Below are 24,184 nucleotides of genomic sequence, written 5' to 3'. Positions count from 1 at the left end.
CAAGAGCCAGAGGCTCTAATATCTCGTTACCAGGTTGAACCTGGTAACGAGGGTATTGACACTCTTCCTGAACCGAAAAAACAAAACATCACCGTAGGCTAAAGCCTACGGGGCGCGGCTTTCATCCCTTGTCTAAAGCACGGATGTGACTGACTCAGGATGTCACATCCTCAAGGGTATTCAGCCTGCCATCCTTATAAATATTCTGAACAATGCCATTGACACCTAACGGAGGGCGTGGGGAACTGCGGAGAGTGAGGAAGAAAATCTTAGTCATTAAATGACACAACGGGGGAAACTCCAACGCCATGCAGCGCTGAACCCCTCACGCACTGGATGGTTGTATTGCACTCAAGCGATTTACAACCACCGCAAGGCGGAAGTACAAACAAATTGACTTAAAAAGCTGCTAATTTTGTGCTGCTTGCGATTTAAGCTAGAAGTGATTAACAGTATTCGTTCATAACCACTGGTAAATAGCGAGACTTTGCCAGTGGTTATGTAGTATTTTTTTGGTGCAAGTCTGTGTTTTGGTAATTCCCATGAAACAGCTCCTCAACCGAGTCTATGGCTGGAAAAAACGCATCCAACGGCTACTTCTGCCCTCAGTGATGGTCATTCTAGCTTCTTTACTATTTGCCACATCCGCTTCGGCTACAGGTGTATATGAGATACCAACTATTACAAGTGGGGAACATACCTGGGTGGTGGATCAAGCTGAAGTGATCAGCCGTCTAAATGAAGGCAAGATTAGCAGCACTCTGGAAAATTTGGCAAATCAAACCGGAAATGAAGTAAGAATTGTCACACTTCGTCGTCTTGACTATGGTGAAACCCCTGAGAGTTTCACCAAGGCACTGTTTGAAAAATGGTTTCCCACAAAGGAAGCACAGGCAAATCAAACGATATTGATGATTGACACTGTAACGAACGGTGCGGCAATTATCACTGGGGATAAAGTTAAGTCTTTGCTGCCAGATGAAACCGCTGTTAGTGTTGCTTCTGAAACCTTAACGGCACCGTTGCGGGGTGGTAACAAATACAACCAAGCGTTTTTAGATGCAAGCGATCGCCTAGTCGCGGTGCTATCTGGCGAACCAGATCCTGGACCACCTCAAATTGCCGACAATGTGCAGGTAGAAGGCACTTTTAAGAAGGCAGAAGAAACTGATAAAGGTAACGCAACAGCTTGGGTGATCGGACTTTTAATTGCCGCCACCATTATCCCAATGGCGACTTACTACATCTACCAGGTGTTTCAGCCATCTTCTAACGGTTAGTGCTTAGTAGTTAGTGCTTAGTAGTCAACAACTAACTACTAACTACTCCCAATTAATCTTGCACATACTCTTGTCCTGTCAGTAAAGCAATCTCAGCTCGGACAAACTCTCGACCCAAATAAGCCGCATGGTTTAACTGAGTCACAGGAGGGGGCTCTTGTTCTTCAAAAATTTTCACAGACAGTTCCTTTGCCGTTCTCCCACTAAATACAGTTGTGTGAGTGCGTTCCACCTTTCCCCGTGCTGGAATCACCTTTCCAGTTTCCGGATCAACAGCCAAACCACGCTCATCAATCACATTTGTGAAATGCTTGGCATAAATTAATCCCTCCTCCCGATTCAGATAAATAATGAAATACCCACCGGGATCAAGGTCAATATGACGCCCAGAAAGTTTATCGTCAATCGCTGCCAAGCCTTCAACACTCAAATCCATAGTCACCATAGAAATCAACTTGCTTTAGGGGTTTTTCACCTCTCCTCAAGTGTAATTCTTATCTTCCTGGGCGTTCTAGCCTAACGGCAAACTGCCCAGTCGCAAAGCGCCCCGTGAGGGATACGCATAAACAAGCATTTTGGCGGTTCATTTTAACAGTTATCAGTTATCAGTTATCAGTTTCATCGCTTAGAGGGGGAAACACCACACCAAGAGCGTGGAAGGCGTTGGTGGCTGTGAGCGCATCCCCCATCATACGCCTGTTCACTGCGGCTGGTACTGTTCAGTGTTGACTGTTTTAATCACTTCTATTAGTAAACGGCAACTCCGCATTTATTGCCTCAATTTCCTGCTGTTCTAACTCATTAACCTCACTAATGTAATTGCGCAAAATTTGTGCCAAACGATTATTGTAAAAGCGGTGCAAACTGTGATTGGGAGCAGCAGGGAAACCGCGACGCTTTTTGTGGCGTCCGCCAGCACCAGGGTCAAAAATTTGGATACCGTTGGCTATTCCCCACTCTACAGGTGCATAATAGCAAGCATCAAAATGCAAGCAATCTATCTCTTGGAAAGAACCCCAGTAGCGTCCATACATCCTGTCGCCCTTAAATAGACAAAAAGACATCCCCACTGGTTGACGATGATCTAGCTCGCTGTATGCTGCAAAAAACACAACTCGATGGCGGTAATGGGTGTGTAGCTGTTCAAAAAACTTTTTCGTTAAGTACTTGCTACCCCACCAGCCAAATTTGTCACAGGTATCAGCGTAGAACTCATACATCAAAGGAAACAGCGACTTGGGAATTTCATCCCCAGTAAGCGCTTGTAGTTTCAAACCAGCTTTTTCCACTGCTTTGCGTTCGCGCTTAATGTTGCGACGCTGGTTGGCGTTGAACACTCCCAAGTAGTCATCAAAAGTGTTAAACCCAAGATTTTCCCAGATGTAGCTGTGGTGTAGCCAAGTTGTGAAGCCGTGGCGTTCCAAAATCGGACGCCATTCGGGATCTACATAGAGAAAATGACAGCCAGAGATGCGGTGTTTGGTGCAGAAAGCATCAATTTCATGCAGCATTATTGCCGTTATCTCATCTTCATCTTCTCCTGGTGCAATCAAGAACCGATAGCCTTCAGCCGGGGTAAATGGAGCCATTCCCAGCATTTTCGGGTAATACTCCACACCAATGCGTTGTGCTAAGTCTGCCCATTGGTGGTCGAAAACAAATTCGCCATAACTATGTCCTTTCAGGTATAGTGGGGCAGCAGCAATGAGCGTTCTGTCTCGCCATACAGTTAAGTGATTCGGTAACCAGCCAGTCTTAGCTGCGGCGCTTTGGGAGGTTTCCAGATTTTTCAACCACTCCCACTCTAAAAATGGGGTTTTAAGTGGCAATGCTAAAGCATCCCAAGCATTTTGGGGAACTTCAGCAATTTTATTAATCCAAGCAACAGAATGGCGAGGCTTTAGTTGTTCCACCATTGGAGGTTTCAAAGATACAAAATTTAGCACAAGCTTTATTTAGCGTAATCTAATCTGTCGGTCGTTGCAGCCGATAATGTAGAAAGACTTCCATCTCTATGGTGTGAACTTCCATAAGTTGCAGACGCTTAGCAAACTCGGGTAAAAATCCGCTACCTTCCACTGGTGTGGGTGCTAGAGAACCGCCTAAAATCAACGGACAGATGGTCAGCCAAAATTCATCGATTAAATCTAATTCCAGCATGGAAGCGACTAATTCACCACCGCCCAAGATAGCTAAGCGTTTTATGCCCAAAGTTGTTAAATGTTGTAAGGCTGCAAGAATGTCAACTTTTGCTGTTGGTGTTTCAAAAGCCAAAATTTGCTCAAATTCTCTGCGTCCTTTCCAAAAAAGCGCTCCTTGTGTTGTCGTCAGCAACCAACGATTGACTGGCTGCTGAAAGAAGCGCATTTCCGGATTCAGGTTGCTAGAATGTGTAATTACTATATGGACTGGCTGGGGGGGCTTTCCCGCCTGAGTTCGTTGTTGCAGCAGTTGTGGATGCGTTACGGTTAGTGTTGTACCGTAGGCGCGGAGTGTACTAGCACCGAATAAAACAGCATCAGCTATGGCGATTTGCTCTTCCAGGTGTGCTTTATCAGTTTTGGAGCCAAACCGAGCTGGCGATCGCGTAACATCTGCTATCTTGCCATCTGCACTCATCGCCAAAACTACAGTAGTATGAGGACGGTGTTGTACCATTGGGTAGGTTTGATATTTTTTATGTTTTTTGTATAGAATATTAATTTTCAAAAATAGTGATGCTGGAAACCTCCCATCTGCCAATTTCATCTTTAATATTCATATGCAACAACAGTCGCTCTAGTAGGTAGTTTCTATGAGTGTTTGTATCCTGGGCTTCTTTTCGATATTAAAGTATTTTATATTTTTAATATGGTGATGAAATAAGGATTTTTCTAACTCAATGACACTCGCTGCTCTAATTACTTAGAGTTGCTGTTTTGGATGGCACATACCAAGAGAGACAGCCGATGGCTAAACCCCGTCAATCATCCTTTCGTCGGATTTTAGTGTCGAAAATTTTGCTTTTGTCGGTTCCAGTTTTATTAATAGGGGAGATTGTAGCCTATAAAAACGCACGCTCTAGCCTGCTGGAAACTGCGCGTCAAAATTTAACAGAAAGTGCCATCATCAAGGGAGAAAAGATTGTCGAAGCAAGCGCTGCTTTAAAAACCAACTTGCTAAGTGCAAGCCAAACAACGGTTATTCAGTCAGGTTCACGTAGTGAGATACAACGATTTCTCAACCAGCTAGCACGACAACTACCAAGGCAAATAGACTGCATTCAACTGACAAAGCCGCAAAGTGGTGACATCGTTGCAAGTACTTGCGGCGATCAACCCATCGGTGAATTCAAATCTCCCATACCCAGTGATGGGGTTAATGTCGAGGTAACATTACCACCAAAGATAGGAACAACTGGTAGGAGAGATTTACGAAATCAACTGCAATTACTGTTATCTGCTCCTGTCTATGATAGTATAGAAGGCTTACGTTATGCCTTGATTTTCCGAACAACAATACTACAAGAAAAAATCAAAACTAAGCCTGGTTTGCTAACAGGCTCTACGATAGTTATTGCTGATGATGGAACAATTTTGTCACATCCAATTGCCAGCCGTATTGGCACTAATATCGAGCAACATGGAGATGCTTCTCGACTCAAAAAAATTGTGAGAACGGCTCTTGCAGGCAAGCAGTATTTTCTCCATTTCTTTTTTGAAAATCAGGATAAAGAATTACTTGCTGGTTATACTGCTATTCCCAGTCCCATAAAACAAGGACAACAGAAACAATGGGTTATTATAGCCGTTACACCTTTGGAGAATGCTTTGTATGGTCTTAGGGGAATCAAACTTATCCTTTTTGTTTTAACATGTGGCTTGATTGGCGCAAGTGTTTTGGCGTCGCTGTATTTAGCTCGTTACTTAGCACGTCCTGTAGAACAATTGCGAGACTACGCTATAAATCTTCATTTAAATCAATCAGCAGAACCGATTCCTCACAACTTTAAAATTAGAGAGTTTAACCAATTGGCGCAAGCACTCGAACAAATGGTTGAGCGATTGAAAGCTTGGGCAGAAGAATTAGAAATAGCATGGAAAGAAGCAAAAGCCGCCAACCAGGTAAAAAGCCATTTTTTAGCTACGACTTCCCATGAGTTGAGAAACCCGCTAAATATTATCATTAATTGCGTTCGTCTGGTTCGAGATGGTATGTGCGATGACCGCGAAGAAGAATTAGAGTTTCTCAAGCGTGCCGATGATACAGCTATTCACCTGTTAGGCATTATTAATGATTTACTTGACATTTCCAGAATAGAAGCAGGCAAGCTCTCAGTCGTCTTGCAACCTATTGACCTTCGACAAGTCCTTAAAGAAGTTATTAATATACAATCAGTGAATGTTCAACAAAAAGGCTTGCAGTTGAATATTCCTGAGTTGAATGAGCTAATTCCAGTTAATGCTGATGCCGCAAAGCTGAAACAAGTGCTTATTAATGTCATCGGTAATGCAACTAAGTTTACTGATGAGGGAAGCATTACAATTTCCACAGACATTCAACGTAGTCATGATAAATCTGAAGTTCTTGTCTCTGTTACAGATACAGGGCTAGGGATTGATCCGGCTCAACAGCAAAAACTCTTTCGTCCTTTCGTGATGGTGGAGGATTCAACTTCACGTAAGTTTGGTGGTACAGGACTGGGACTTGCAATTTCACGAAACTTAATTGAACTTATGGGAGGTACCATCACTCTCAAGAGTGCAGGTCTTAACCAAGGCACGACAGTCACCATTACTTTGCCTTTAATTGATGCCTCATTGTTACCTGGTTCAGGAAGGCAAGAAAATTCAGGAAATCTGAGCATTTCCTCTGGGGATCAAGCAGCAAGAGGGATGAAGCAAACAGCAGAAGAAGTTGCTCTGAAAAAAAACCGCTTCGCATCTTCTGTCAACAAAGAGTTAAAGAATTCAAAATTGAATATGCAAAATGCAAAATTGTAGAATTTTACTACTCATTTGCATTAAGAAAAACAGGTTTACCGCCTTTATTGAGAGATTCTGTCAAAGCAGCAAGAATTTGTACTAACTGCGTTCCTACCCAGCCAGATGAAACCTCTGAGGGAGTATTGTAAAGCACACAGGTCATAAAGTGATTGCACACCCGCCGTAAAGGTTCGCCTGTTTCTATTTCCAGCAGTTGTTGCCTTTGATTCACTGGAATAAATCGGTTTTCCTGACGTTCAAACTCACCATGTAGTAGCGTCAGAGGTGATGTCGGGGACATTTCATCAAAAATCAGGCTGCCAAGGCTTCCGACAACTCCAAGCCGTCGTTGTTTATCGGGATTAAGCCAACACAAGTGAATGTACGCTTGAAAGTTATTCGGATAAGTCAGCGTCGCCCAGATTAAGTCGGCTAATCCTTGGGTTTGAGGTGAGGGAGATGAGGGGGATGAGGGAGATGAGGGAGATACTCTAATGCTTGAATTTTGAATTTTGAAGTTTGAATTTTGAATTGATTTCTCCCCCTCCTCCCCCATCTGTTCGCCACCTCCCTGAAGCCACACCGTACCTGTTGCTTGCACTTTCACAGGTATCTGATTTAGCCAAGAATTGAAAATGGCAATATCGTGAATGGCTAAGTCCCACAGCGCATCAACATCTTGGCGGACTGGTCCTAAATGAGTACGGGTAGCGTATCCATAGCGTAAATCACCTAATTGACCCGCCTGAACGACAGCTTTCCCTCGTTCAACGACTGGGTGAAATAAGTAGGTATGGTCAACTATCAGTTGTCGTTGCTGTTTTTCTGCAAGCAGGCACAGTTCTCGACATTCTGCTGAGTTGAGAGTTAAAGGCTTTTCTGCTAAAACGTGGTAACCCCAATGCAATGCGTCGGTAATTAAGGAGTAATGCGTGCTAGCAGGAGTAGCAATAACTACTGCTTCTAAATCCGTTACTTGCTGTATCGAGTGCCACTCGGTTGTCAGTAGTATCTTGTCATCTAAGTTATGCTGCTGTTTCACCTCTGCTAGACGTTGTGAGTTCGGGTCTATGACCGCTACTACCTCAGCTTGCGGATGTTCCAAAAAATTCCGTAGCAAATGTACGCCCCAACGTCCAACGCCAACAACAGCAATTTTAATTTTCTTAGTCATTAGTCATTAGTCATTAGTCATTAGTCATTAGTCATTAGTCATTAGGAGGCAGCACTGGTTCACCACCGCACTGCCCTCATGAATGGGTGCTCCCTGTCTCGTGACTGTTGAAGGGGAAAAATTTCCACCCATTAGATCCGGGCTTTGTTACCCCGGACATAATTTTTCGATTTTTAACAAGGGTCCCCAATCCCTAATCCCTAATCCCCAGTCCCCTTTACCGTTTCATATCAGGATTTTTCCTGAGTGTCAAGTGCTAAAAAAGCTACTTTTGCGGCAGCCTGTTCGGCAGCTTTGATCGAGCGTCCCTTTCCTTCACCTAGCTTTTGTTCGTGCAACCACACTTCAGCAAGAAAACGCTCTTGATTGTGCTGCGGTTGATTGATTTCCACCACTCGATACTCTGGTAAAACTTTATACTTTGCTTGAGTCCATTCTTGTAGAGCGGCTTTATAGTTAAATCTAGCTGGATCGAGGCGAATTTCTGCTGCAAGTTGTTTAAAGTGAGGGTCTAGCCAAGAGCGAATGAGTTCGAGATTGTTTGTACTTAAATAAAGCGCACCTAAGACTGCTTCAAAGGCATCTGCCAGTCGTGACTCCTGACCAACTTTATCAGCGGTTGCACTGCCAGCAACCAGTAAGTATAGCTCCAAGCCGTATTCTCTTGCTAGTTGGGCGAGCATGCGATCGCTCACCAACACAGAACGAATTGCTGCAAAATCTCCGACTGGGCAATTGGGATAGGTCTCCCATAATACAATGGCTGCCACTAATCGCACGACTGCATCGCCGACAAACTCCAGATGTTCATAATTTGCCGACTCGGAGACAGTAGGATGAGTCAGCGCTAAGTCCAGCAGTTCCCACTTTATAGCTGCGTCTGCTGGCAGACCAAATTTTCTGACTAAGCTTTCGAGTTGCCGTTGACGGCGTGGATAAGCGATGCTCATTAGTTATTAGTCATCAGGAGCTACTGCGCCCTTGAGGGTTCCCCCCGAAGGGCGTGCAAGTGGCGTTCATTAGTCATCAGTGAGCCAGCGCTATGCAGGAGGGTTTCCCGCTCTCACGGCGACTGGCGTATCTCTTTCAGAGACGCTGAGTCCTATGCCTTCGGCACGGCTTCGCCGAACGGACACGCTCCGCATTGGCGCAGCCTGTCCGCAGGACTTACGCGAACGCATGATTGCGTGCGCTTTGCGCATACCCGAAGGGTCATTAGTCATTGTTCATGAACAAAGGACTAAGGACAAATAACAAAGGACAAAAAGAGGGAGAGAGTCGGAACGTAAGCCGGGTTCTGTTCTCTTTTGTAGAAATGTAGCATACTACGTCTCTACATTTAGAGGGCAGTTATCTATCTGGGACGCCTGTTACCAGACGCCTCAAGCGGCTCTTATGACGGAACTGGTAAAAGACCAACCGTAGTTCCTTGTGACCTTGCTCCCAACCGGGGTTTACCGAGCCACGACCTCTCGGTCGTGCTGGTGCGCTCTTACCGCACCTTTGCACCCTTACCTTTTTCAGTTATCAGGTATCAGTTATCAGTTATCAGGTATTCCCTGTTTACTGTTTACTGATAACTGTTCACTGATTTTGGCGGTATCTTTCTGTGGCACTATCCTCGCGATCGCTCGCACTGGGCGTTACCCAGCAGGTTTGGTCTTTCGGGAGCCCGGACTTTCCTCAAACCAGCTTCAACGAAACTGATCTGCAACCGCCTGCGCCTACTCTCTCCTAATATCCAGTGTAGTCTTTGAATGACCAAACCAGTAGTTCTGGTTTACCGCATCTTATTCCAAGGCAAGGCATATGTCCAAGGTAGTTTCCTAACGGTGAAAGGACACTTGACAATGCATAGGGGAGGGATATTCCTACCTTGAGCGACACCGACATTTGTTTCAGCTAACCGAAACACTAAATCTAGGGAAAACTCAAAGATACGTTTTCTGCTTATAAACTCATTAAATTGTTTTTTTTGTGCCCTAACGGGGCTTGTTTTCCATTTGAGGATGTTCGCTACCGAGTTTTTTGTTGCTGTATATGTTCCAGATATCTTATCACGCTCGAAAACACCTTCAGATGAGACTGATTCTCTGAGTGTTTTACCAGGGACAATGAGACTGGGAGTTTGTAATACAGCTAAGTCACGGGTTATGTCTGGTGACATCCGAATGACTCGCTTGGAGGTTCCGTCAAATTCTTCAAAAGCGCAATTGTCCCAATCAACGTATATTGCTAAATCCTGGGATTTATTTTCAATGTTAATCGACAAAGATTGTGGTTTGTCAATTGGGTACGTCTTTGCCAGTCCCCCAAAACTAATCCCAATTGTGTCTTGGAGATTTTGTTCTTTCAGTTGTTGGTCTACAGATGTTTTCTTGAAATCAATCTTTACTTGTTCATCGATTGATTCAACCATCTGGTTAAAGGTATAAGTAATGCCAATTATATAAAGTGTCAGAATAACTAAATTGTTGTCGCCGGTTCTCATAACTTTGTATATTAACTCCCTGTACTAATGCGTGGTGACTCAACTTACTGATAATCTCACATCTTTTATTCACGATTAATTTTTGAAAAATTCTGGAACCAGCCCCGCCGCCAGAAAATGAAGACCAAAACAAATGCGATCGCCGCCATCAATCCTAAGCACATAAAATAACCCCAATGCCAATTGAGTTCAGGCATATTATATGGCGATTTTTCAGTATTGAAGTTCATACCATAAATTCCGGCAATAAAAGTGAGCGGAATAAAAATTGACGACGTCACGGTCAAAAACTTCATGATTTCGTTCATTCTGTTACCTACTGCCGAAAGATAAACATCCATCAACCCAGATGCAAGTTCTCGGTAAGTTTCTACCATATCCATCACTTGCACTGTATGGTCGTAACAGTCTCGCAGGTAAATTCTCACCTCCTCACAAATAAGTTCATTGCCATCACGAATCAGAGAATTAATCGCATCTCGCTGGGGCCATATGTAGCGACGCAGTTGCAGTAATTCTCGCCTAACTTGATAAATTTTTTGTAGTGTTTGTCGGCTGGGGTTTGTTATGACTTCGTCCTCTAAATCTTCGATTTGCTCACCATAACGCTCTAGAACTGGAAAAAAGCCATCGACAATTGCATCTAACAAAGCGTAAGCTAAATAATCTGCTTTCCGCTTGCGGATAGTGCCTTTATTGTTGCAAATTCGCGATCGCACTCCTTCCAAGCAATCATGATCTGGCTCTTCCTGTACTGTGAGCAAGTAATGTTTCCCCAATACGAAACTCACTTGCTCACTATAAAATCCATATCTTCTTTCCTTTGGCACAACCATTCGGCAAATAATCACCAAATGGTCTTCATATTCCTCTATTTTTGGACGCTCTGCCACATTAACAATATCTTCTAATACCAAAGGATGTAGATCAAACACCTTTCCCAGGCGTCGCAAAATGTCTTCATCGCCTAAACCTTGCACTTCCACCCAAGAAACAGATTCCCTATCTAGATAGGGGGTGCACTCTTCCGGGGTGTTCAGTTCTTTGCGAATGACATCGCCAGTGGCATGATAGTCAATCAACGTAATTTTTGGTGGTGAAGCATCTGTGGGAATAATGATGGTTCCTGGTATGGTTCCTGGTTGGTGATAGAAGTCATCTTCGTTATAAGGTTTAGGAACGACTTGAAGCGAGCGGCGGAGTTTTCTTACCATGAACTTTTACCTGGTTGAGTCATGAATCATTCGTCATGAGTCATTTGTTAAAGACTTCGGACTCTTGAGTTTTGGTCTTGAGATAGGACAATGTAGTTGATTTCTTTCATTATTTGTCAGTTATTTTACAATTACAAGTCAATCAAAGTTTTATGTAGTACTGTAGTGCATTTTTCAATTGAATGCATCACAGTTCTGATTTTCTTATAACAGGGGCGTCTTGTCTGTGCTGTGTTAAAGGCAGGTAAGATATCTACCTCACAACAGCTATCTTGAATACAGCCGAGAACCGCTATAGATTAGCAATACTATCAAAAAAACAGTTTGCCCTTGCAAGACAAACTGCTTCAAAAATATTAATACAATATCTGAAATGACATTCAGCTCAATTAGCTCAGCCCCCCGCCCCTCTCCAATGCCTTGGAGAGGGGCGGGGGGTGATGTGATACCTATGAACGCAACTCGGTATTATTTACGCCCTGCTGTACTAGTGCAATTCGTTAGACGGCAAAAGGCAGAAGAGAATAATACTGATTCCATCAAGGTTTGGCTGTTTTTTAACTGCCCTTGTGACTTCCGCCCCCGCTGCACTAGTGTGATATTTCGACTGAAATTGTATAAAATTTTAATATATCTTCAGCTTGACTGATGACAAATGCCGTATTTTCATGGTACTAAGCCTGTCCATGATATGTTTTGATTTCCCCTGTTACTTCACGCGATAGACTCCAATGAATGCAATCGCCACAACTTCTTCTATCCGTCGGACTTTGCAATACGTAGAATGGACGCTTTTGGTTGTCTATTTTTTCCTCATGATAGTGAATCGCCCTGAAGATATTTATGCATCCCAAGTTATACCTACTTATGTTATTTTGGCATCTCTTAGTATATCTACTTTATTAAGTTTTCTATTCCCAATAAATCGCCCTATTTGGCAAAGACGAGCTTATATATTATTAGAAATACTACCCATAATGTCTGCCAGAGCAGTCAATTGGCGACTAGATATATTACTCTATCTTGTGCTGACAAAAAGCTGCTTCTTACTTAGACGTAAAGAAATAGTCATAACTGCGATCGCCACTGGAATACTTTGGAATGTCGTCTGGCTTGGCACTTTATCGTCAAGAATTGAGTTTGATCGTGCGCATGTTGCTGAACGTATAGCTCGGCTCTATGATGTAAATTCCATGATTATCAGGAATATTATTAACGATACTAGTAGCTACCTAGCAGCGAGTACCTTTGTTATTTTATTTGCCTTTGTTATTATTGCAGAGCAAAAAAGCAGACAAAAAGCAGAGGTTCTCACCCAACAGGTAGAAACCTTAGCTGCAACTTTGGAACGAACTCGCATTGCTCGTGAAATTCATGATTCTTTAGGACATTCTCTCACAACATTGGATGTGCAATTGGAATTAGCTCAAAAATTGTACCAACGCGATCCCATTCAAGCTGCAAAGTCTTTGGATATTGCCAAAGACTTAACCAATCAGTGCTTAACTGAAGTCAGGCGGTCTGTGCAAACGATGCGACAGACTAATTTTAATCTTAATGAAGCGCTCAGTACCTTGGTGGAACAAGTTGGACGAAACCAAGCATTTGTCATTCAGCTTGATGTGCAGCTTCCGCAATTACCTGTTCAAACCAGCCACCAACTTTATTGTATTGTGCAGGAAGGACTGACGAATATTCAAAAACACGCCTCGGCTACTGTTGTCAGTCTTAAAGGTTATCAAACCTCCAATGCGATTATTCTAAAATTAACTGATAATGGACAGGGCTTTGAAGCCAGCGCACCTCACACAGGCTTTGGACTGCGAGGAATGCACGAGAGAGTTCACATTTTGGGAGGGGAACTCAAGATTAAGAGTAGTCTTGGTGAGGGGACTCAGATTCAAGCGATAATTCCACTATAAAACCACAGATGGACACAGATGGACACAGATAAATTATTGTGTCCATCTGCGGTTCCAAACTGTATTTTTGCAAGATATCTAGTCCACAAGAGCTATATTTGATACAACTGACATAACTTGGTAATTGGTATGTGGCTAATTTGGCTTCTTAGGTTTAACAGCAACAGCTTGAATCCGTGTCCCCTCGCGTAAATCATCGGTGGGATTAGTAATTAGGGATTCATCTGGGCTCAAACCGGTAGTGATTTCTACTTGAGTGCCATAGTCTCGACCAATCTCTACCTTGCGATAGTGTACAGTTTGGTCTTTGGTCACACTAGCGACTTGAGTACCCTCCGAGTTAATCACCAAAGTATTAGCTGGCACTAGCACAGGTGGATTCACACGGGTAGTGGTAAATGTGACTTGAGCATACATGCCCGGTCGCAGTGTACCATCGGAATTTGGCACTTGGATTTCTGTCAAAAGGGTGTTTGATTTGGGATCAAGGGCGTCAGCAGTGCGAACAACTTTGCCTGTGAACGGTTTGCTGGGGAACTCACGGACGTGAATCTGAGCTGTTTGACCTTGGCGAATCGATTGCACAAGAGTCTGTGGCACATTCACACGGATACGTAAGTTGTTGGTTTGAGCGATTTTAAATAGCCATGCATTAGTTGAGTTACTATTACTACCAGCAGAAATTAACGCTCCCGCGTCTATGTTGCGTGCTGTAATCACCCCACTGTAGGGAGCTGTCACACGTTTAAAAGATTGCAAGACAACCGATTTTTCGACATTTGCGCGACTAGCGGCAACACTGGCGAGATACGCGTTGACGTTGGCTTGGTCAGAGTTGATACTAGCAAGCGCAGCATTAACACTGTTTTGGTCGGAATTCACACGTGCTTGAACAGCATCGACATTAGCAAGGTTAGCACTGAATGCCGTTTTGCGTTCGTCGGCAGCTTGCTGAGTTACTGCCCCTTGCTGCTGAAGCTGTTGCCAGCGCTGCCAGGTTTGACGGGTTAATTCTAAATTCGTGCGTGCTTGCTTCAGTTCTGCCTGTCTCGCCGCTAAGTTTGATTTAGCCTCAGAAAGGTTGCTCTGCTTTTGGGCTAAGTTAGCACGGGCTTGGGCGAGATTTGCTTCTGCTCTTGCAAACTCAGCACGGCTTTGCGCCACCTCTTGGTCGGCTTCTGGTGTGTCAATTTCTGCAAGTAACTGCCCTGCCTGTACTTTGTCACCAATATCCACAGTTCGCCGCCGCAAATAGCCATTCGTTCGGGCAAATACTGATGTTTCTTGGTTTGCTTGAATACTAGCAGGTAGCGATAAATCCGTAGAACTAGCAGCACGTTTGGGCTTGACAACATTGACAGTGGGAAGATCTGTTTGGGCAGACTTGGCAAGTGCAGCTAATTCTGCACGCTGTTGAAGACGAGGCATAATGCCAATTGCCAGAAGTCCAGTCACCAATGCACCAACACCAGCAATGAGCGTTATCAAGCCGAAATGACCTGTTTTGCGTTTTTCAGTTTTTGAGGTTGCCTCTTTCTCAAGAGAATCGACAACAGAATCAGGTTTGGAAGGTTGATGAGAATTCATAGACCAAATTGGATTTTACATTTTTGAATGCGTGAATGCGTGAATTGCTTATCACCTCATGACTCCATCTGTTTCCACAAATGAAGGCAACTTGGTATCATCAAGGTTTTGGGGTTGTTTGCGTCGCAGAATGCTGTAGACTACGGGGACAAAAATCAATGTGGCAAAGGTCGCCGCCAACAACCCACCAATCACAGCACGACCCAAGGGTGCGTTCTGTTCGCCGCCTTCTCCCAATCCCAAAGACATCGGTAGCATCCCGATAATCATCGCAGAAGCGGTCATTAATACTGGTCGCAGACGGGTATAACCTGCTGCCAAAGCAGACGAGAGTGCTTTTTCCCCCTCCAGACGTTGCTCATTCGCAAAAGTCACAAGTAAGATGCTGTTGGCAGTGGCAACTCCAATACACATAATCGCACCCATCAATGAAGGTACGCTGAAGGTCGTATTGGTAACAAACAACATCCAGATAATTCCAGATAAAGCGTTTGGCAGCGCCATCATAATGATCAGCGGGTCGATCCAAGATTGGAAATTTACCACCATCAAGCAGTATACTAAGGCGATCGCAAATATCAACCCCACTCCCAATCCTAAGAACGAGGCGTTCATGGTTTCCACCTGACCCCGGATCACAATCGAACTACCGCGCGGCAACTTACGGCGAAACGGTGCCAAAACTTTATTAATATCTCGCGACACAGCGCCTAAATCCCGACCTTGGACATTGGCGTAAACATCGTATACAGGCTGCACGTTATAATGATTCACTACTGCCATTGCTCTACCTCGTTGCACTGTGGCAAGGTTGCTTAACAGTTGCGGTGAAGTCGAGTTGTTCGTGATCGGAGTACTTTGGAGTGCTTCTAAAGAGTTGATTTTATATTGCGGCACTTGCACCGCCACCAGATAACTCACACCTTTAACAGGATCTAACCAATAGTTGGGAGAAGTTTGACCGCTGGAACTCAACGATGTCAGCAAGTTATTCGCCACATCCCGTTGAGTAAGCCCAATTTGTTGCGCCTGAGTGCGGTCTACATTAATACGTAACTCTGGCGCATCAACGATTTGATGTAAGTGGACATCAGCTGTACCAGGAATCTTGGCGATTTGCGCTTCAATTTGCTTGGCAATAGCATAATTTGCTTTGCGGTTACGACTTGGACCTATGACTTGCACATCAATGGGAGCAGGCAGACCAAAGTTAAGAATTTGGGTGACAATATCAGCAGGTTGGAAAAAGAACGTCAACTGTGGGAACTGGGTTTCTAATTTCTGACGTATTTGTTTCACATACCCCCAGGTGGGACGATGTTTTCCTTCTTTGAGTGCGACGAGAATTTCTCCATCCGCAGCACCAATTGTGGCACTGTCACTAAAAGCAAGGTTGACCCCACCAACAGGTAAACCAATATTGTCTAAAATAATTTCTTGTTCTGCCGGTGGAATTGTTTGGCGAATTACGTCCTCTACCTGAGTAAAAATCCGCTCGGTTTCTTCCACACGGGTTCCAGTAGGAGTACGAACGTGTAAGCGAAACTGACCGGCATCCACTTGGGGGAAAAAATCTTGACCGACGAACGGTAACAAAACTAATCCACTCACCCAAAACGCGCCAAACATAACAAAGACTTGGCGGCGGTGATTCAACCCCCAGGCGAGGAAGCGACGGTAACGGTTGCGAAATTTTTCAAATTGGTGATTGAATTGCTCGTGAATGCGCCAGAAGATGTCTTTACCAGGGACTGAAGCATGGGCATTTGTGTTATGACCATTACCATTACCGTTAGAATTTTCATGTTCAGTATAAAGATGTACCTCATGCCGCAGGAGAAATTGTGCCAACATAGGCACCACGGTTCGCGAAAGCACGTATGAGGCAAGCATTGCAAATACAACCGCCATCCCCAAAGGCATGAAGAGTGACTGGGCGACTCCTGTTAAAAAGACGACTGGCACAAATACAATACAAATTGCCAGGGTGGAAACAAATGCCGGAACAGCGATTTGCTGGGCACCATCTAGGATAGCTTGCTGTAGCGGTTTGCCTTGTCCCAAGTTGCGGTGAATATTTTCAATTTCAACGGTGGCGTCGTCCACCAGAATACCAACCGCTAGGGAAAGACCTCCCAAGGTCATAATGTTGAGCGTTTGCCCCAGCAACCGCAGCATCATGATGGAACAGAGAATCGACAGAGGAATCGAGATAGTGACAATCAAGGTGCTGCGCCAACTGCCCAAGAACAATAAAATCATCGCGCCAGTTAGGCATGCAGCTATTAGTCCTTCTGTCAATACCCCTTGGATAGAAGCTTTAACAAATAGGGATTGGTCAAACAATAACTCCAAGTCCAATTCCTTGGGTAGGGTAGCGGCGATGCGTGGTATTGCCTCTTTAACGCGGGCGACGACATCCAATGTAGAAGCACTACCATTTTTTAAGATAGTAATCAGGCTAGAACGTCGACCGTTTTGACGCACAATATTGGTTTGGACAGCGAAACCATCATGGACTTGAGCAACATCGCGGATGTAGATCACAGTACCGTTGACTTCTCGAATCGGCAAGTTGTTAAGAGCGTCTACAGCATCCGGACTGCTATTAAGGCGCACAGAATATTCACGCTCTCCTAACTTGGCACTTCCGGCAGGTAAAATTAAATTCTGAGCGCTAATGGCAGCGGTGACATCAGTCGCCGAAAGTCCTTTAGCATACAGCGCTTGTGGATCGATATCCACCATAATTTGCCGGGGTTTACCTCCGTAAGGTAAAGGTACGGCAGCACCTTGGACTGTCGCTAGCTGCGTCCGCAGAAAGTTATTACCGTTGTCGTAAAGTTCCTGTTCCGAGAGCGTTTTGCTGCTAACACTTAACTGCAAAATCGGCACACTTGAAGCATTGTAACGAATAATCAGCGGTGGCGTGATCCCTGGAGGTAGAACGCGCAAAATTGTTTGCGTTACAGAGGTTAATTGCGCTACTGCGGCTTCAACCTTAGCACCGGGTTGGAAAAACACTTTGATGACGCTGACACCGTTGAGTGATTGTGACTCGATGTGTTCAATGTCATTGACTGTGGTTGTAAAAGCGCGTTCACTGGTTGTGACTATGCGCTGTTCCATTTCTTCCGGTGCAACACCGTTATAAGACCAAATGACGCTGACAACGGGAATGTTGATTTCGGGGAAAATATCTGTCGCCATACGAGTGATCGTCACCACGCCTAAGACGAGAATGAGAACAGCGGCGATGACGAAGGTATAAGGACGACGAAGAGCAAGTTGAACAATCCACATAGTTCACTAGAGTGGTAGATGGGGGTTCTATGGATATGTTGCAAAGACTTTTTGAGGATAAACGCTCCTAGAAGTATGGTTTGGTATGTGTTCGTTAGTTTTTCCTGCGTTAAGTTGATTGTCAAAATCTACATGGTTTAGAAAAAACTCTAACCAAGTTGGGTGTCGCTCGTAAGTGTCATATTCTTGCTTGTAGTCAGGAATGCGCGTCCTCAACTTTGAGAACGCTAAAGCGCCCACTACGAACCAATCAAAATTAATGACATAGACCGCTAGAGTAGGCAATCAGACTTGCAATCCTAGCGGATGATTGCGCGTAATGTTTAAGTTTACGATACAACCATATAGTTAAGTAACGGAGTCATACTGGACATCACTGTAGTAAGTTATAAGTTTGTGAGTCAGACTATTATGGTGCTTATTATAAGACTACGAATTATTAAGATGTATGTAAAGTTAAGTTTGCCACATATATGGAAAAATTGCTTACCAAGTTACAATCGCTTACACAATGTCATCTGTGTCGCGACAACGAGCGTGCCAAGTAAATTCAAAATCAAAATCTAAAGTTGCTTAAGATGATTCGATTATTGCTTGTAGATGACCAACCACTCTTTCGCCAAGGATTAGCCTCCTTGCTCGCGTTAGAAGAGGACTTGGAAATTGTTGGACAAGCGAGTCATGGAAAAGAAGCGATCGCTCTTACCCAAACCCTACAACCAGATGTCATTCTCATGGATGTGCGAATGCCTGTGTGTGACGGTGTTGTAGCAACTCGTGAAATTCATAAATCCTTTCCTTGGATTAGAATTCTTGTGCTAACTACCTTTGACGAAGACGAGTATATCTGGCAATCGCTACAAGCAGGCGCACTCGGCTATCTTCTCAAAAGTACACCTTCAGCACAACTCGCAACGGCAATTCGCACTCTCGATCAAGGACATTGTCAACTTGGTCCGACGATCGCACCGAAAGTTTTTGCTCAGTTGCGTCCTCCGGGTGCTGTGAAGCCAAATACCCCACAGCAACGTTTGAGTGAACGGGAATTAGAAGTATTGACTCTGATTGCTGAAGGTAAAAATAATCGGGAAATTTCCCAAACGCTGCATCTGACTGAAGGGACGGTGAAAAACTACGTGACGCAAATTTTGGGACGGTTGGGGTTACGCGATCGCACTCAAGCGGCTTTGTGGGCGAAGGAAAATTTGGCAATTTAGTGAGATTTTCCTGATATGTAGAGACGCGCCATGGGGCGTCTCTACAATGCGTATCTACAAAATGGCAAACAATGGCAAACGGGTACTACATCATGCCCATGCCGCCCATGCCGCCCATGCCGCCCATACCGCCCATGCCGCCCATGTCAGGCGCACCGCCGGCGGGTTTCTTCTCTGGTTTTTCAACCACGATCGCTTCGGTGGTTAAAACCATTCCAGCAATAGAAGCAGCGTTTTGCAAAGCTGAACGCACGACTTTTGCTGGATCGATGATTCCAGCAGCAATCAAGTCCTCGAATTCGCCAGTAGCAGCGTTGTAGCCAACGTTGAAATCACTCTCCCGCACTCTGGCGACAATTACAGAACCTTCAGCACCAGCATTGTCTGCGATTTGACGCAATGGGGCTTCGAGCGCTCGTGCTACAATATCAGCGCCAATCTGTTCTTCGGCGTTAAGGGTCTTTTTCACCTCTTGCACCTTTTTGGACAAGTGAATCAAGGTTGTTCCACCACCAGGAACGATACCTTCTTCCACAGCCGCTTTGGTAGCGTTGAGGGCGTCTTCAATCCGCAGTTTGCGGTCTTTGAGTTCGGTTTCTGTCGCCGCACCCACTTTAATCACTGCAACTCCACCAGCCAGCTTGGCGATGCGTTCTTGCAGTTTTTCTCTATCGTATTCTGAATCTGTTTCTTCAAGTTGTCTGCGAATTTGACCAATTCGCTTTTCCACGTCTGCTTTTGTGTTGTCACCAGCAGCGACGATGGTGGTATTTTCTTTGTCAATCGTGATTTTCCGGGCAGTTCCCAGGGTTTCCAAAGAAGCGGTATCCAAGCTTAAACCAATTTCTTCGGAAATCAGCTGTCCGTTGGTGAGAATGGCAATGTCTTGCAACAATGCTTTGCGGCGATCGCCAAACCCAGGCGCTTTAATAGCGGCGACATTCAGCACTCCTCGCGCTTTGTTCACCACCAAAGTTGCTAAAGCTTCCCCTTCCACATCTTCGGCGATAACCAGCAACGGTTGACCCGAACGGGCAACTTTTTCCAAAACTGGAATTAAATCTTGGATGCTGCTGATTTTCTTGTCGGTAATCAGGATGCGGGCATTTTCAAATTCCACAGTCAAGCGTTCGTTGTTGGTGATGAAGTAGGGGGAGATGTAACCCCTGTCGATCTGCATCCCCTCAACAACTTCTAAATCCGTTGTTAGAGACTTGGATTCTTCAACGGTGATCACACCGTCTTTGGTGACTTTGTCCATCGCCTCAGCCAGCATTCTGCCGACTTCTTCGTCGTTACCCGCGCTGACGGTGGCAACTTGGGCGATCGCCGCACCTTCTACTGGCTTGGCTACTGCTGCAATTTCCTGCACCAGCGCCTCGACGGTTTTGTCGATTCCCCGCTTCAGGGCAATGGGGTTAGTACCTGCGGCGACATTCTTCAAACCTTCTTTGATCAACGCCTGCGCCAACACAGTCGCAGTGGTGGTGCCATCTCCAGCCACATCTTTGGTTTTTGACGCCACTTCCTGGACGAGTTTTGCGCCAGTGTTTTCTAAAGGGTCTTCTAGTTCAATTTCTTTGGCTACGGTGATACCATCGTTGACAATTTGGGGGGCACCAAATTTTTTCTCTAACAGAACATTGCGACCTTTTGGTCCCAAGGTAATTTTCACGGCATCAGCAAGAGCATTAATGCCTCGTTCTAACGCTCGGCGCGAATCTTCATTAAATGAAACAATTTTTGCCATGTTTGGTGTTCTCTAGCGCTTCCAATAGACAATTTAGCACTCTTGACCGCTGAGTGCTAATGACTTCAACACAAAAGCGGCGTTCCTCCCCCATCATACGTACTCGTTGGTGGGGGAGGAAAGCCGCTCTGGGATTGGGGACTGGCGACTTGCGACTGGGAAAAATTTCCAAGCCTTAGGTCTGGGCTTTGTTACCCCGGACATAATTTGATGAAAAGCAAACAAGGATTCCCAATCCCTAATCCCCAATCCCCAGTCCTTTAATACCAACTTGGATTCTAAGAGATGATTTTAAGGTTTGGGGTGTAGGGTGACAATTCAAAATTCCAAGTACAAAATGAAAAAATAATTCCTTTACCCTATACCCTATTCCCCTAACGGCGCAAGGCTGCCCATTGGTGTCAACTTCAGCCAAAAACCTTTACTCACAAGCATTTGAGGATTTTTCGCTCTCCTTAATCTGCCCGGTTTTCGGGGGAAATAAAATTTTAGCCCCCAAGGGTTCGGGGGTTGGGGGATCTAAAACGACGGTAAATTGGGTGTTTGAGCGTGATTGTTGACAGGTATGAAGGCTGCCTTTCCCCCTACCCTCGATACCGTTTCCTCCGGAATGACTCTATATTAGAAGCAACTTTTTATAAGGTTACAAATAGTTAGAAAAAAAATGATTAATATACAGTTGATGCTTATGCACATTGGCAATCATAGTTAAATCGGGAGATGAACATATACAGCTCCCTTCGGTCCCTCGGTATTGCTGACCCTAGCGGTTCCGGCTGGTTGGCAGTAGTATTTACGTTCCTTTTGGCTTGTAGTGTAACTTGGCGTTTGATTCCGGCAGTCCGCAAATTTGCCTTGCGTGTTGGTTGGGCTGACCAACCTAACGCGCGACGTCTCAACCGAGAACCTTTGCCTAATGCAGGGGGTCTGGCTATTTATGCAGGAGTGATTGCCGCAGTGGTACTAGCTAGTCTCTTACGACCTATCGAACTCGAAAGGGTACTGGCTGAAGTACAGACGATTCTTCTAGGGGGTTCGATACTAGTTCTTGTGGGCTTTATCGACGACCAATTTGGTTTACCCCCTCTGGTTCGATTGTTAATTCAGGTTCTCACGGCTCTGTTGCTGGTTGCTAATCGTATCACTATTGAAGTTTCTTTTGGTACTCCCATCGACTCTACATTATCAGTATTACTAACAGTATTGTGGGTAGTAGGAATTACTAATGCTGTCAACTTAATGGATGGTATGGACGGTTTGGCGGGAGGAGTCAGCTTTATCACCGCCATGAGCTTGTTAGCTGTTTCCGCTCAAGTTCCTAATCGTGCGGCAGCAACGTTAGTTCTAGCAGCTTTGGCTGGTGCGGCGTTGGGCTTCTTGCGCCACAACTTCCACCCTTCGCGCATCATTATGGGTGATGCCGGAGCCTACTTTTTCGGTTATGTGCTAGCTGCTACGAGTATTTTAGGTAACCTCCAAGCACCCACCGCTGTCTCTTTAGTGGCACCGGTTCTGTTTTTGCTGTTACCAGTACTCGACACGACTCAAGTGTTTGTTCGGCGGCTTATGGCGGGCAAAAATCCTCTCAGCACCCCTGGGAAAGACCACCTGCACCACCGCTTACTAGCTTGGGGCTTCTCTCAACGCCACGCCGCGCTGACTCTTTGGTCAATTACCTTGATTTGTAACTTGCTGGCGATGAGACTACAAAACATGACCTTGATACAGATGCTTATCACTACCATAGGGATCATCTGCTTTTTGGGCTTCATTGTTTTGCAAAGGATACGAGCAGCCTGAGGAAGATGAGGAGGCAGTGCGTTGCGGGGGTTCCCCCCGTTGTAGCAACTGCCGTGGGGATGAGGAAGTATTTTCTTCCTCTACTTCCCCTACTCTTTGGCTATGCCATCACCATTCCGCCATCAACGTTAAAGACTTGTCCGGTAATGTAAGCAGCAGCAGCGTCAGCGGCGAGGAAGCGCACCATCCCAGCGACTTCTTCTGGTTGACCGTAGCGACCAAGAGGGATATACTTAAGAATATCTTCAGCTTTGATATTGCTTGTCATGTCAGTGGCGATGAAACCAGGAGCGACTGCATTAACGGTGATGCCACGAGAGGCAAATTCTTTGGCAATAGTTTTGGTGAAGCCGATGACACCTGCTTTAGCGGCGCTGTAGTTGGCTTGTCCGGGGTTGCCCATTTGTCCGGCAACGGAGGTAATGTTGATAATCCGTCCCGAACGTTGCTTGAGCATAATTTTACTCACAGCACGAGTGCATAAAAAGACACCAGTAAGATTGAGGTCAATCACGGCTTGCCAGTCTTCTGGTTTCATTCGCAAAAGCAGCGTGTCGCGGGTGATACCTGCGTTGTTGACCAGGATATCGACACGATTCAACTTTTCCATCGCTGTGTTAATTAGCGCTTCTACCTGGTCAGCTTGAGAAACGTCAGCTTGGAGTGCGATCGCACTTCCTCCGGCTTTTGTAATTGTATCAACGACCTCTTCGGCTGCATTGCTAGAACTGGCATAATTGACAACTACGTTTGCTCCCAGTTTGGCTAATTCTAGTGCGATCGCTCGCCCAATTCCCCTTGAAGCACCCGTGACAATAGCAACCTGTCCGCGCAAACTCTGCAAATCTTCTGGCAATAGTTCCATGAATATTCCTCTTTAGTGTCATTGCGCTAATGATCATAGGGTGATTGTGCGCCAACAATAAAAACAATCTAGGAGATGACACAGATAAATGCTCTTGGGAACTACTATTGAAAACAAACAATACAAAACTGGTGCGTATCACATGAGTACGAAAAAACAATTCAACAGCTTTGAAGAGATGCTGTCTGGTTCTGATGTACCTGTATTGGTGGATTTTTACGCCGACTGGTGTGGACCTTGTCACATGATGAGTCCAATTTTAGAGCAAGTCAACGCTCAACTTCAAGGGCGCATCCGAGTTGTAAAAATTGATACTGAGAAATATCCAGAATTAGCATCTCAGTATGAAATTTATGCTCTACCAACGCTGGTAGTATTTAAGCAGGGTCAGCCAGTGGATCGAATTGAGGGCGTGCTGCAAGCACCGCAGTTAGTGCAACGTTTAACAACATTGATTTAATTCGCTTTCAAGGTAGAGACGTTATGTATAGCGTCTCTACCAGCCATCTGAACTTGTAATATTCGTCGAAATTGACAAAACAAAAGAATCAAGAGATTTACCATAGTTGGTGAAAGTATAGGCAAATATTACATAGCCTTGGAAACCATTTCAGATT

The 24,184-nt window shown here is 45.0% G+C and carries 18 protein-coding genes and 1 other RNA gene; 6 read left to right on the top strand and 13 right to left on the bottom strand.

Annotated elements, in window-relative coordinates:
• The first annotated feature begins 542 nt into the window (after positions 1 to 542).
• Positions 543 to 1,280 (top strand): photosystem II repair protein Psb32, encoded by a 738-nt coding sequence (gene psb32, locus AACT52_RS03735; RefSeq protein WP_073636097.1) that lies wholly within the window; start codon positions 543 to 545, stop codon positions 1,278 to 1,280.
• Positions 1,281 to 1,332: 52 nt separating this feature from the next.
• On the opposite strand, the gene AACT52_RS03730 is transcribed toward psb32, so the two are convergent.
• The 3 genes from AACT52_RS03730 to AACT52_RS03720 form a co-directional block, all read right to left on the bottom strand.
• A complete protein-coding gene (locus tag AACT52_RS03730; protein WP_073636100.1) occupies positions 1,333 to 1,716 on the bottom strand; it encodes a DUF4346 domain-containing protein in 384 nt (127 codons plus the stop codon).
• Positions 1,717 to 2,014: 298 nt separating this feature from the next.
• On the bottom strand, positions 2,015 to 3,196 hold the full coding sequence (locus tag AACT52_RS03725; protein WP_073636096.1) for a GNAT family N-acetyltransferase: 1,182 nt from the start codon (positions 3,194 to 3,196) through the stop codon (positions 2,015 to 2,017).
• A 49-nt stretch (positions 3,197 to 3,245) separates the two neighbouring features.
• A complete protein-coding gene (locus AACT52_RS03720) occupies positions 3,246 to 3,938 on the bottom strand; it encodes a RibD family protein (RefSeq protein WP_073636099.1) in 693 nt (230 codons plus the stop codon).
• A 290-nt stretch (positions 3,939 to 4,228) separates the two neighbouring features.
• Between AACT52_RS03720 and AACT52_RS03715 the strand changes: the two genes are divergently transcribed.
• A complete protein-coding gene (locus tag AACT52_RS03715) occupies positions 4,229 to 6,262 on the top strand; it encodes a HAMP domain-containing protein (protein ID WP_073636095.1) in 2,034 nt (677 codons plus the stop codon).
• Positions 6,263 to 6,269: 7 nt separating this feature from the next.
• Here the strand turns inward: AACT52_RS03715 and AACT52_RS03710 are convergent, their stop codons facing one another.
• The 6 genes from AACT52_RS03710 to corA form a co-directional block, all read right to left on the bottom strand.
• Positions 6,270 to 7,418, bottom strand: coding sequence for a Gfo/Idh/MocA family protein (locus AACT52_RS03710; protein ID WP_073636094.1), 1,149 nt, complete (start codon positions 7,416 to 7,418; stop codon positions 6,270 to 6,272).
• Positions 7,419 to 7,648: 230 nt separating this feature from the next.
• On the bottom strand, positions 7,649 to 8,368 hold the full coding sequence (gene rnc, locus AACT52_RS03705) for a ribonuclease III (protein ID WP_073636093.1): 720 nt from the start codon (positions 8,366 to 8,368) through the stop codon (positions 7,649 to 7,651).
• A gap of 90 nt (positions 8,369 to 8,458) precedes the next feature.
• Positions 8,459 to 8,620, bottom strand: a complete 162-nt coding sequence (locus AACT52_RS03700; RefSeq protein ID WP_445263918.1) for a hypothetical protein — start codon at positions 8,618 to 8,620, stop codon at positions 8,459 to 8,461.
• A gap of 68 nt (positions 8,621 to 8,688) precedes the next feature.
• Positions 8,689 to 9,149, bottom strand: an RNA gene (gene rnpB, locus AACT52_RS03695) — RNase P RNA component class A.
• A 49-nt stretch (positions 9,150 to 9,198) separates the two neighbouring features.
• On the bottom strand, positions 9,199 to 9,909 hold the full coding sequence (locus AACT52_RS03690) for a hypothetical protein (protein ID WP_073636092.1): 711 nt from the start codon (positions 9,907 to 9,909) through the stop codon (positions 9,199 to 9,201).
• Positions 9,910 to 9,974: 65 nt separating this feature from the next.
• Positions 9,975 to 11,123, bottom strand: coding sequence for a magnesium/cobalt transporter CorA (corA, locus tag AACT52_RS03685; protein WP_073636091.1), 1,149 nt, complete (start codon positions 11,121 to 11,123; stop codon positions 9,975 to 9,977).
• 731 nt (positions 11,124 to 11,854) lie between these two features.
• Here corA and AACT52_RS03680 point away from each other — a divergent pair.
• On the top strand, positions 11,855 to 13,045 hold the full coding sequence (locus AACT52_RS03680; RefSeq protein ID WP_073636090.1) for a sensor histidine kinase: 1,191 nt from the start codon (positions 11,855 to 11,857) through the stop codon (positions 13,043 to 13,045).
• 135 nt (positions 13,046 to 13,180) lie between these two features.
• Here the strand turns inward: AACT52_RS03680 and AACT52_RS03675 are convergent, their stop codons facing one another.
• Entirely contained in the window at positions 13,181 to 14,632 is a 1,452-nt protein-coding gene (locus AACT52_RS03675) for an efflux RND transporter periplasmic adaptor subunit (RefSeq protein WP_073636089.1), read from the bottom strand.
• A 51-nt stretch (positions 14,633 to 14,683) separates the two neighbouring features.
• Positions 14,684 to 17,935, bottom strand: a complete 3,252-nt coding sequence (locus AACT52_RS03670; protein WP_073636088.1) for an efflux RND transporter permease subunit — start codon at positions 17,933 to 17,935, stop codon at positions 14,684 to 14,686.
• A gap of 578 nt (positions 17,936 to 18,513) precedes the next feature.
• Between AACT52_RS03670 and AACT52_RS03665 the strand changes: the two genes are divergently transcribed.
• Positions 18,514 to 19,152 (top strand): response regulator, encoded by a 639-nt coding sequence (locus tag AACT52_RS03665; RefSeq protein WP_073636086.1) that lies wholly within the window; start codon positions 18,514 to 18,516, stop codon positions 19,150 to 19,152.
• 85 nt (positions 19,153 to 19,237) lie between these two features.
• On the opposite strand, the gene groL is transcribed toward AACT52_RS03665, so the two are convergent.
• A complete protein-coding gene (groL, locus tag AACT52_RS03660; RefSeq protein WP_073636085.1) occupies positions 19,238 to 20,902 on the bottom strand; it encodes a chaperonin GroEL in 1,665 nt (554 codons plus the stop codon).
• A 720-nt stretch (positions 20,903 to 21,622) separates the two neighbouring features.
• Between groL and AACT52_RS03655 the strand changes: the two genes are divergently transcribed.
• Positions 21,623 to 22,702, top strand: coding sequence for an MraY family glycosyltransferase (locus AACT52_RS03655; RefSeq protein WP_073636084.1), 1,080 nt, complete (start codon positions 21,623 to 21,625; stop codon positions 22,700 to 22,702).
• A gap of 100 nt (positions 22,703 to 22,802) precedes the next feature.
• On the opposite strand, the gene fabG is transcribed toward AACT52_RS03655, so the two are convergent.
• Positions 22,803 to 23,567 carry a 3-oxoacyl-[acyl-carrier-protein] reductase gene (gene fabG / locus AACT52_RS03650; protein ID WP_073636083.1) on the bottom strand — a complete coding sequence of 255 codons (765 nt, stop codon included), beginning with the start codon at positions 23,565 to 23,567 and terminating at the stop codon, positions 22,803 to 22,805.
• Between the two features lie 142 nt (positions 23,568 to 23,709).
• Here fabG and trxA point away from each other — a divergent pair, with 142 nt between their 5' ends.
• Positions 23,710 to 24,027, top strand: coding sequence for a thioredoxin (trxA, locus tag AACT52_RS03645; RefSeq protein WP_073636098.1), 318 nt, complete (start codon positions 23,710 to 23,712; stop codon positions 24,025 to 24,027).
• The last annotated feature ends 157 nt before the right edge of the window (positions 24,028 to 24,184 follow it).

It is taken from the genome of Scytonema sp. HK-05 (genome assembly GCF_963872035.1).
GTDB lineage: Bacteria > Cyanobacteriota > Cyanobacteriia > Cyanobacteriales > Nostocaceae > Kalymmatonema.
Note: the sequence above shows the minus strand (reverse complement) of the source record. Positions and strands in the feature narration are given on the sequence as shown.

Excerpts from the sequence above, each read along its gene's own strand:
- AACT52_RS03665 (WP_073636086.1), top strand. The coding sequence starts at position 18,514 with ATGATTCGATTATTGCTTGTAGATGACCAACCACTCTTTCGCCAAGGA.
- AACT52_RS03715 (WP_073636095.1), top strand. The coding sequence starts at position 4,229 with ATGGCTAAACCCCGTCAATCATCCTTTCGTCGGATTTTAGTGTCGAAA.
- AACT52_RS03730 (WP_073636100.1), bottom strand. The coding sequence starts at position 1,716 with ATGGATTTGAGTGTTGAAGGCTTGGCAGCGATTGACGATAAACTTTCT.
- fabG (WP_073636083.1), bottom strand. The coding sequence starts at position 23,567 with ATGGAACTATTGCCAGAAGATTTGCAGAGTTTGCGCGGACAGGTTGCT.
- AACT52_RS03710 (WP_073636094.1), bottom strand. The coding sequence starts at position 7,418 with ATGACTAAGAAAATTAAAATTGCTGTTGTTGGCGTTGGACGTTGGGGC.
- AACT52_RS03675 (WP_073636089.1), bottom strand. The coding sequence starts at position 14,632 with ATGAATTCTCATCAACCTTCCAAACCTGATTCTGTTGTCGATTCTCTT.
- psb32 (WP_073636097.1), top strand. The coding sequence starts at position 543 with ATGAAACAGCTCCTCAACCGAGTCTATGGCTGGAAAAAACGCATCCAA.
- rnc (WP_073636093.1), bottom strand. The coding sequence starts at position 8,368 with ATGAGCATCGCTTATCCACGCCGTCAACGGCAACTCGAAAGCTTAGTC.
- AACT52_RS03725 (WP_073636096.1), bottom strand. The coding sequence starts at position 3,196 with ATGGTGGAACAACTAAAGCCTCGCCATTCTGTTGCTTGGATTAATAAA.
- trxA (WP_073636098.1), top strand. The coding sequence starts at position 23,710 with ATGAGTACGAAAAAACAATTCAACAGCTTTGAAGAGATGCTGTCTGGT.
- groL (WP_073636085.1), bottom strand. The coding sequence starts at position 20,902 with ATGGCAAAAATTGTTTCATTTAATGAAGATTCGCGCCGAGCGTTAGAA.
- AACT52_RS03690 (WP_073636092.1), bottom strand. The coding sequence starts at position 9,909 with ATGAGAACCGGCGACAACAATTTAGTTATTCTGACACTTTATATAATT.
- AACT52_RS03655 (WP_073636084.1), top strand. The coding sequence starts at position 21,623 with ATGAACATATACAGCTCCCTTCGGTCCCTCGGTATTGCTGACCCTAGC.
- corA (WP_073636091.1), bottom strand. The coding sequence starts at position 11,123 with ATGGTAAGAAAACTCCGCCGCTCGCTTCAAGTCGTTCCTAAACCTTAT.
- AACT52_RS03680 (WP_073636090.1), top strand. The coding sequence starts at position 11,855 with ATGAATGCAATCGCCACAACTTCTTCTATCCGTCGGACTTTGCAATAC.
- AACT52_RS03700 (WP_445263918.1), bottom strand. The coding sequence starts at position 8,620 with ATGCGCAAAGCGCACGCAATCATGCGTTCGCGTAAGTCCTGCGGACAG.
- AACT52_RS03670 (WP_073636088.1), bottom strand. The coding sequence starts at position 17,935 with ATGTGGATTGTTCAACTTGCTCTTCGTCGTCCTTATACCTTCGTCATC.
- AACT52_RS03720 (WP_073636099.1), bottom strand. The coding sequence starts at position 3,938 with ATGGTACAACACCGTCCTCATACTACTGTAGTTTTGGCGATGAGTGCA.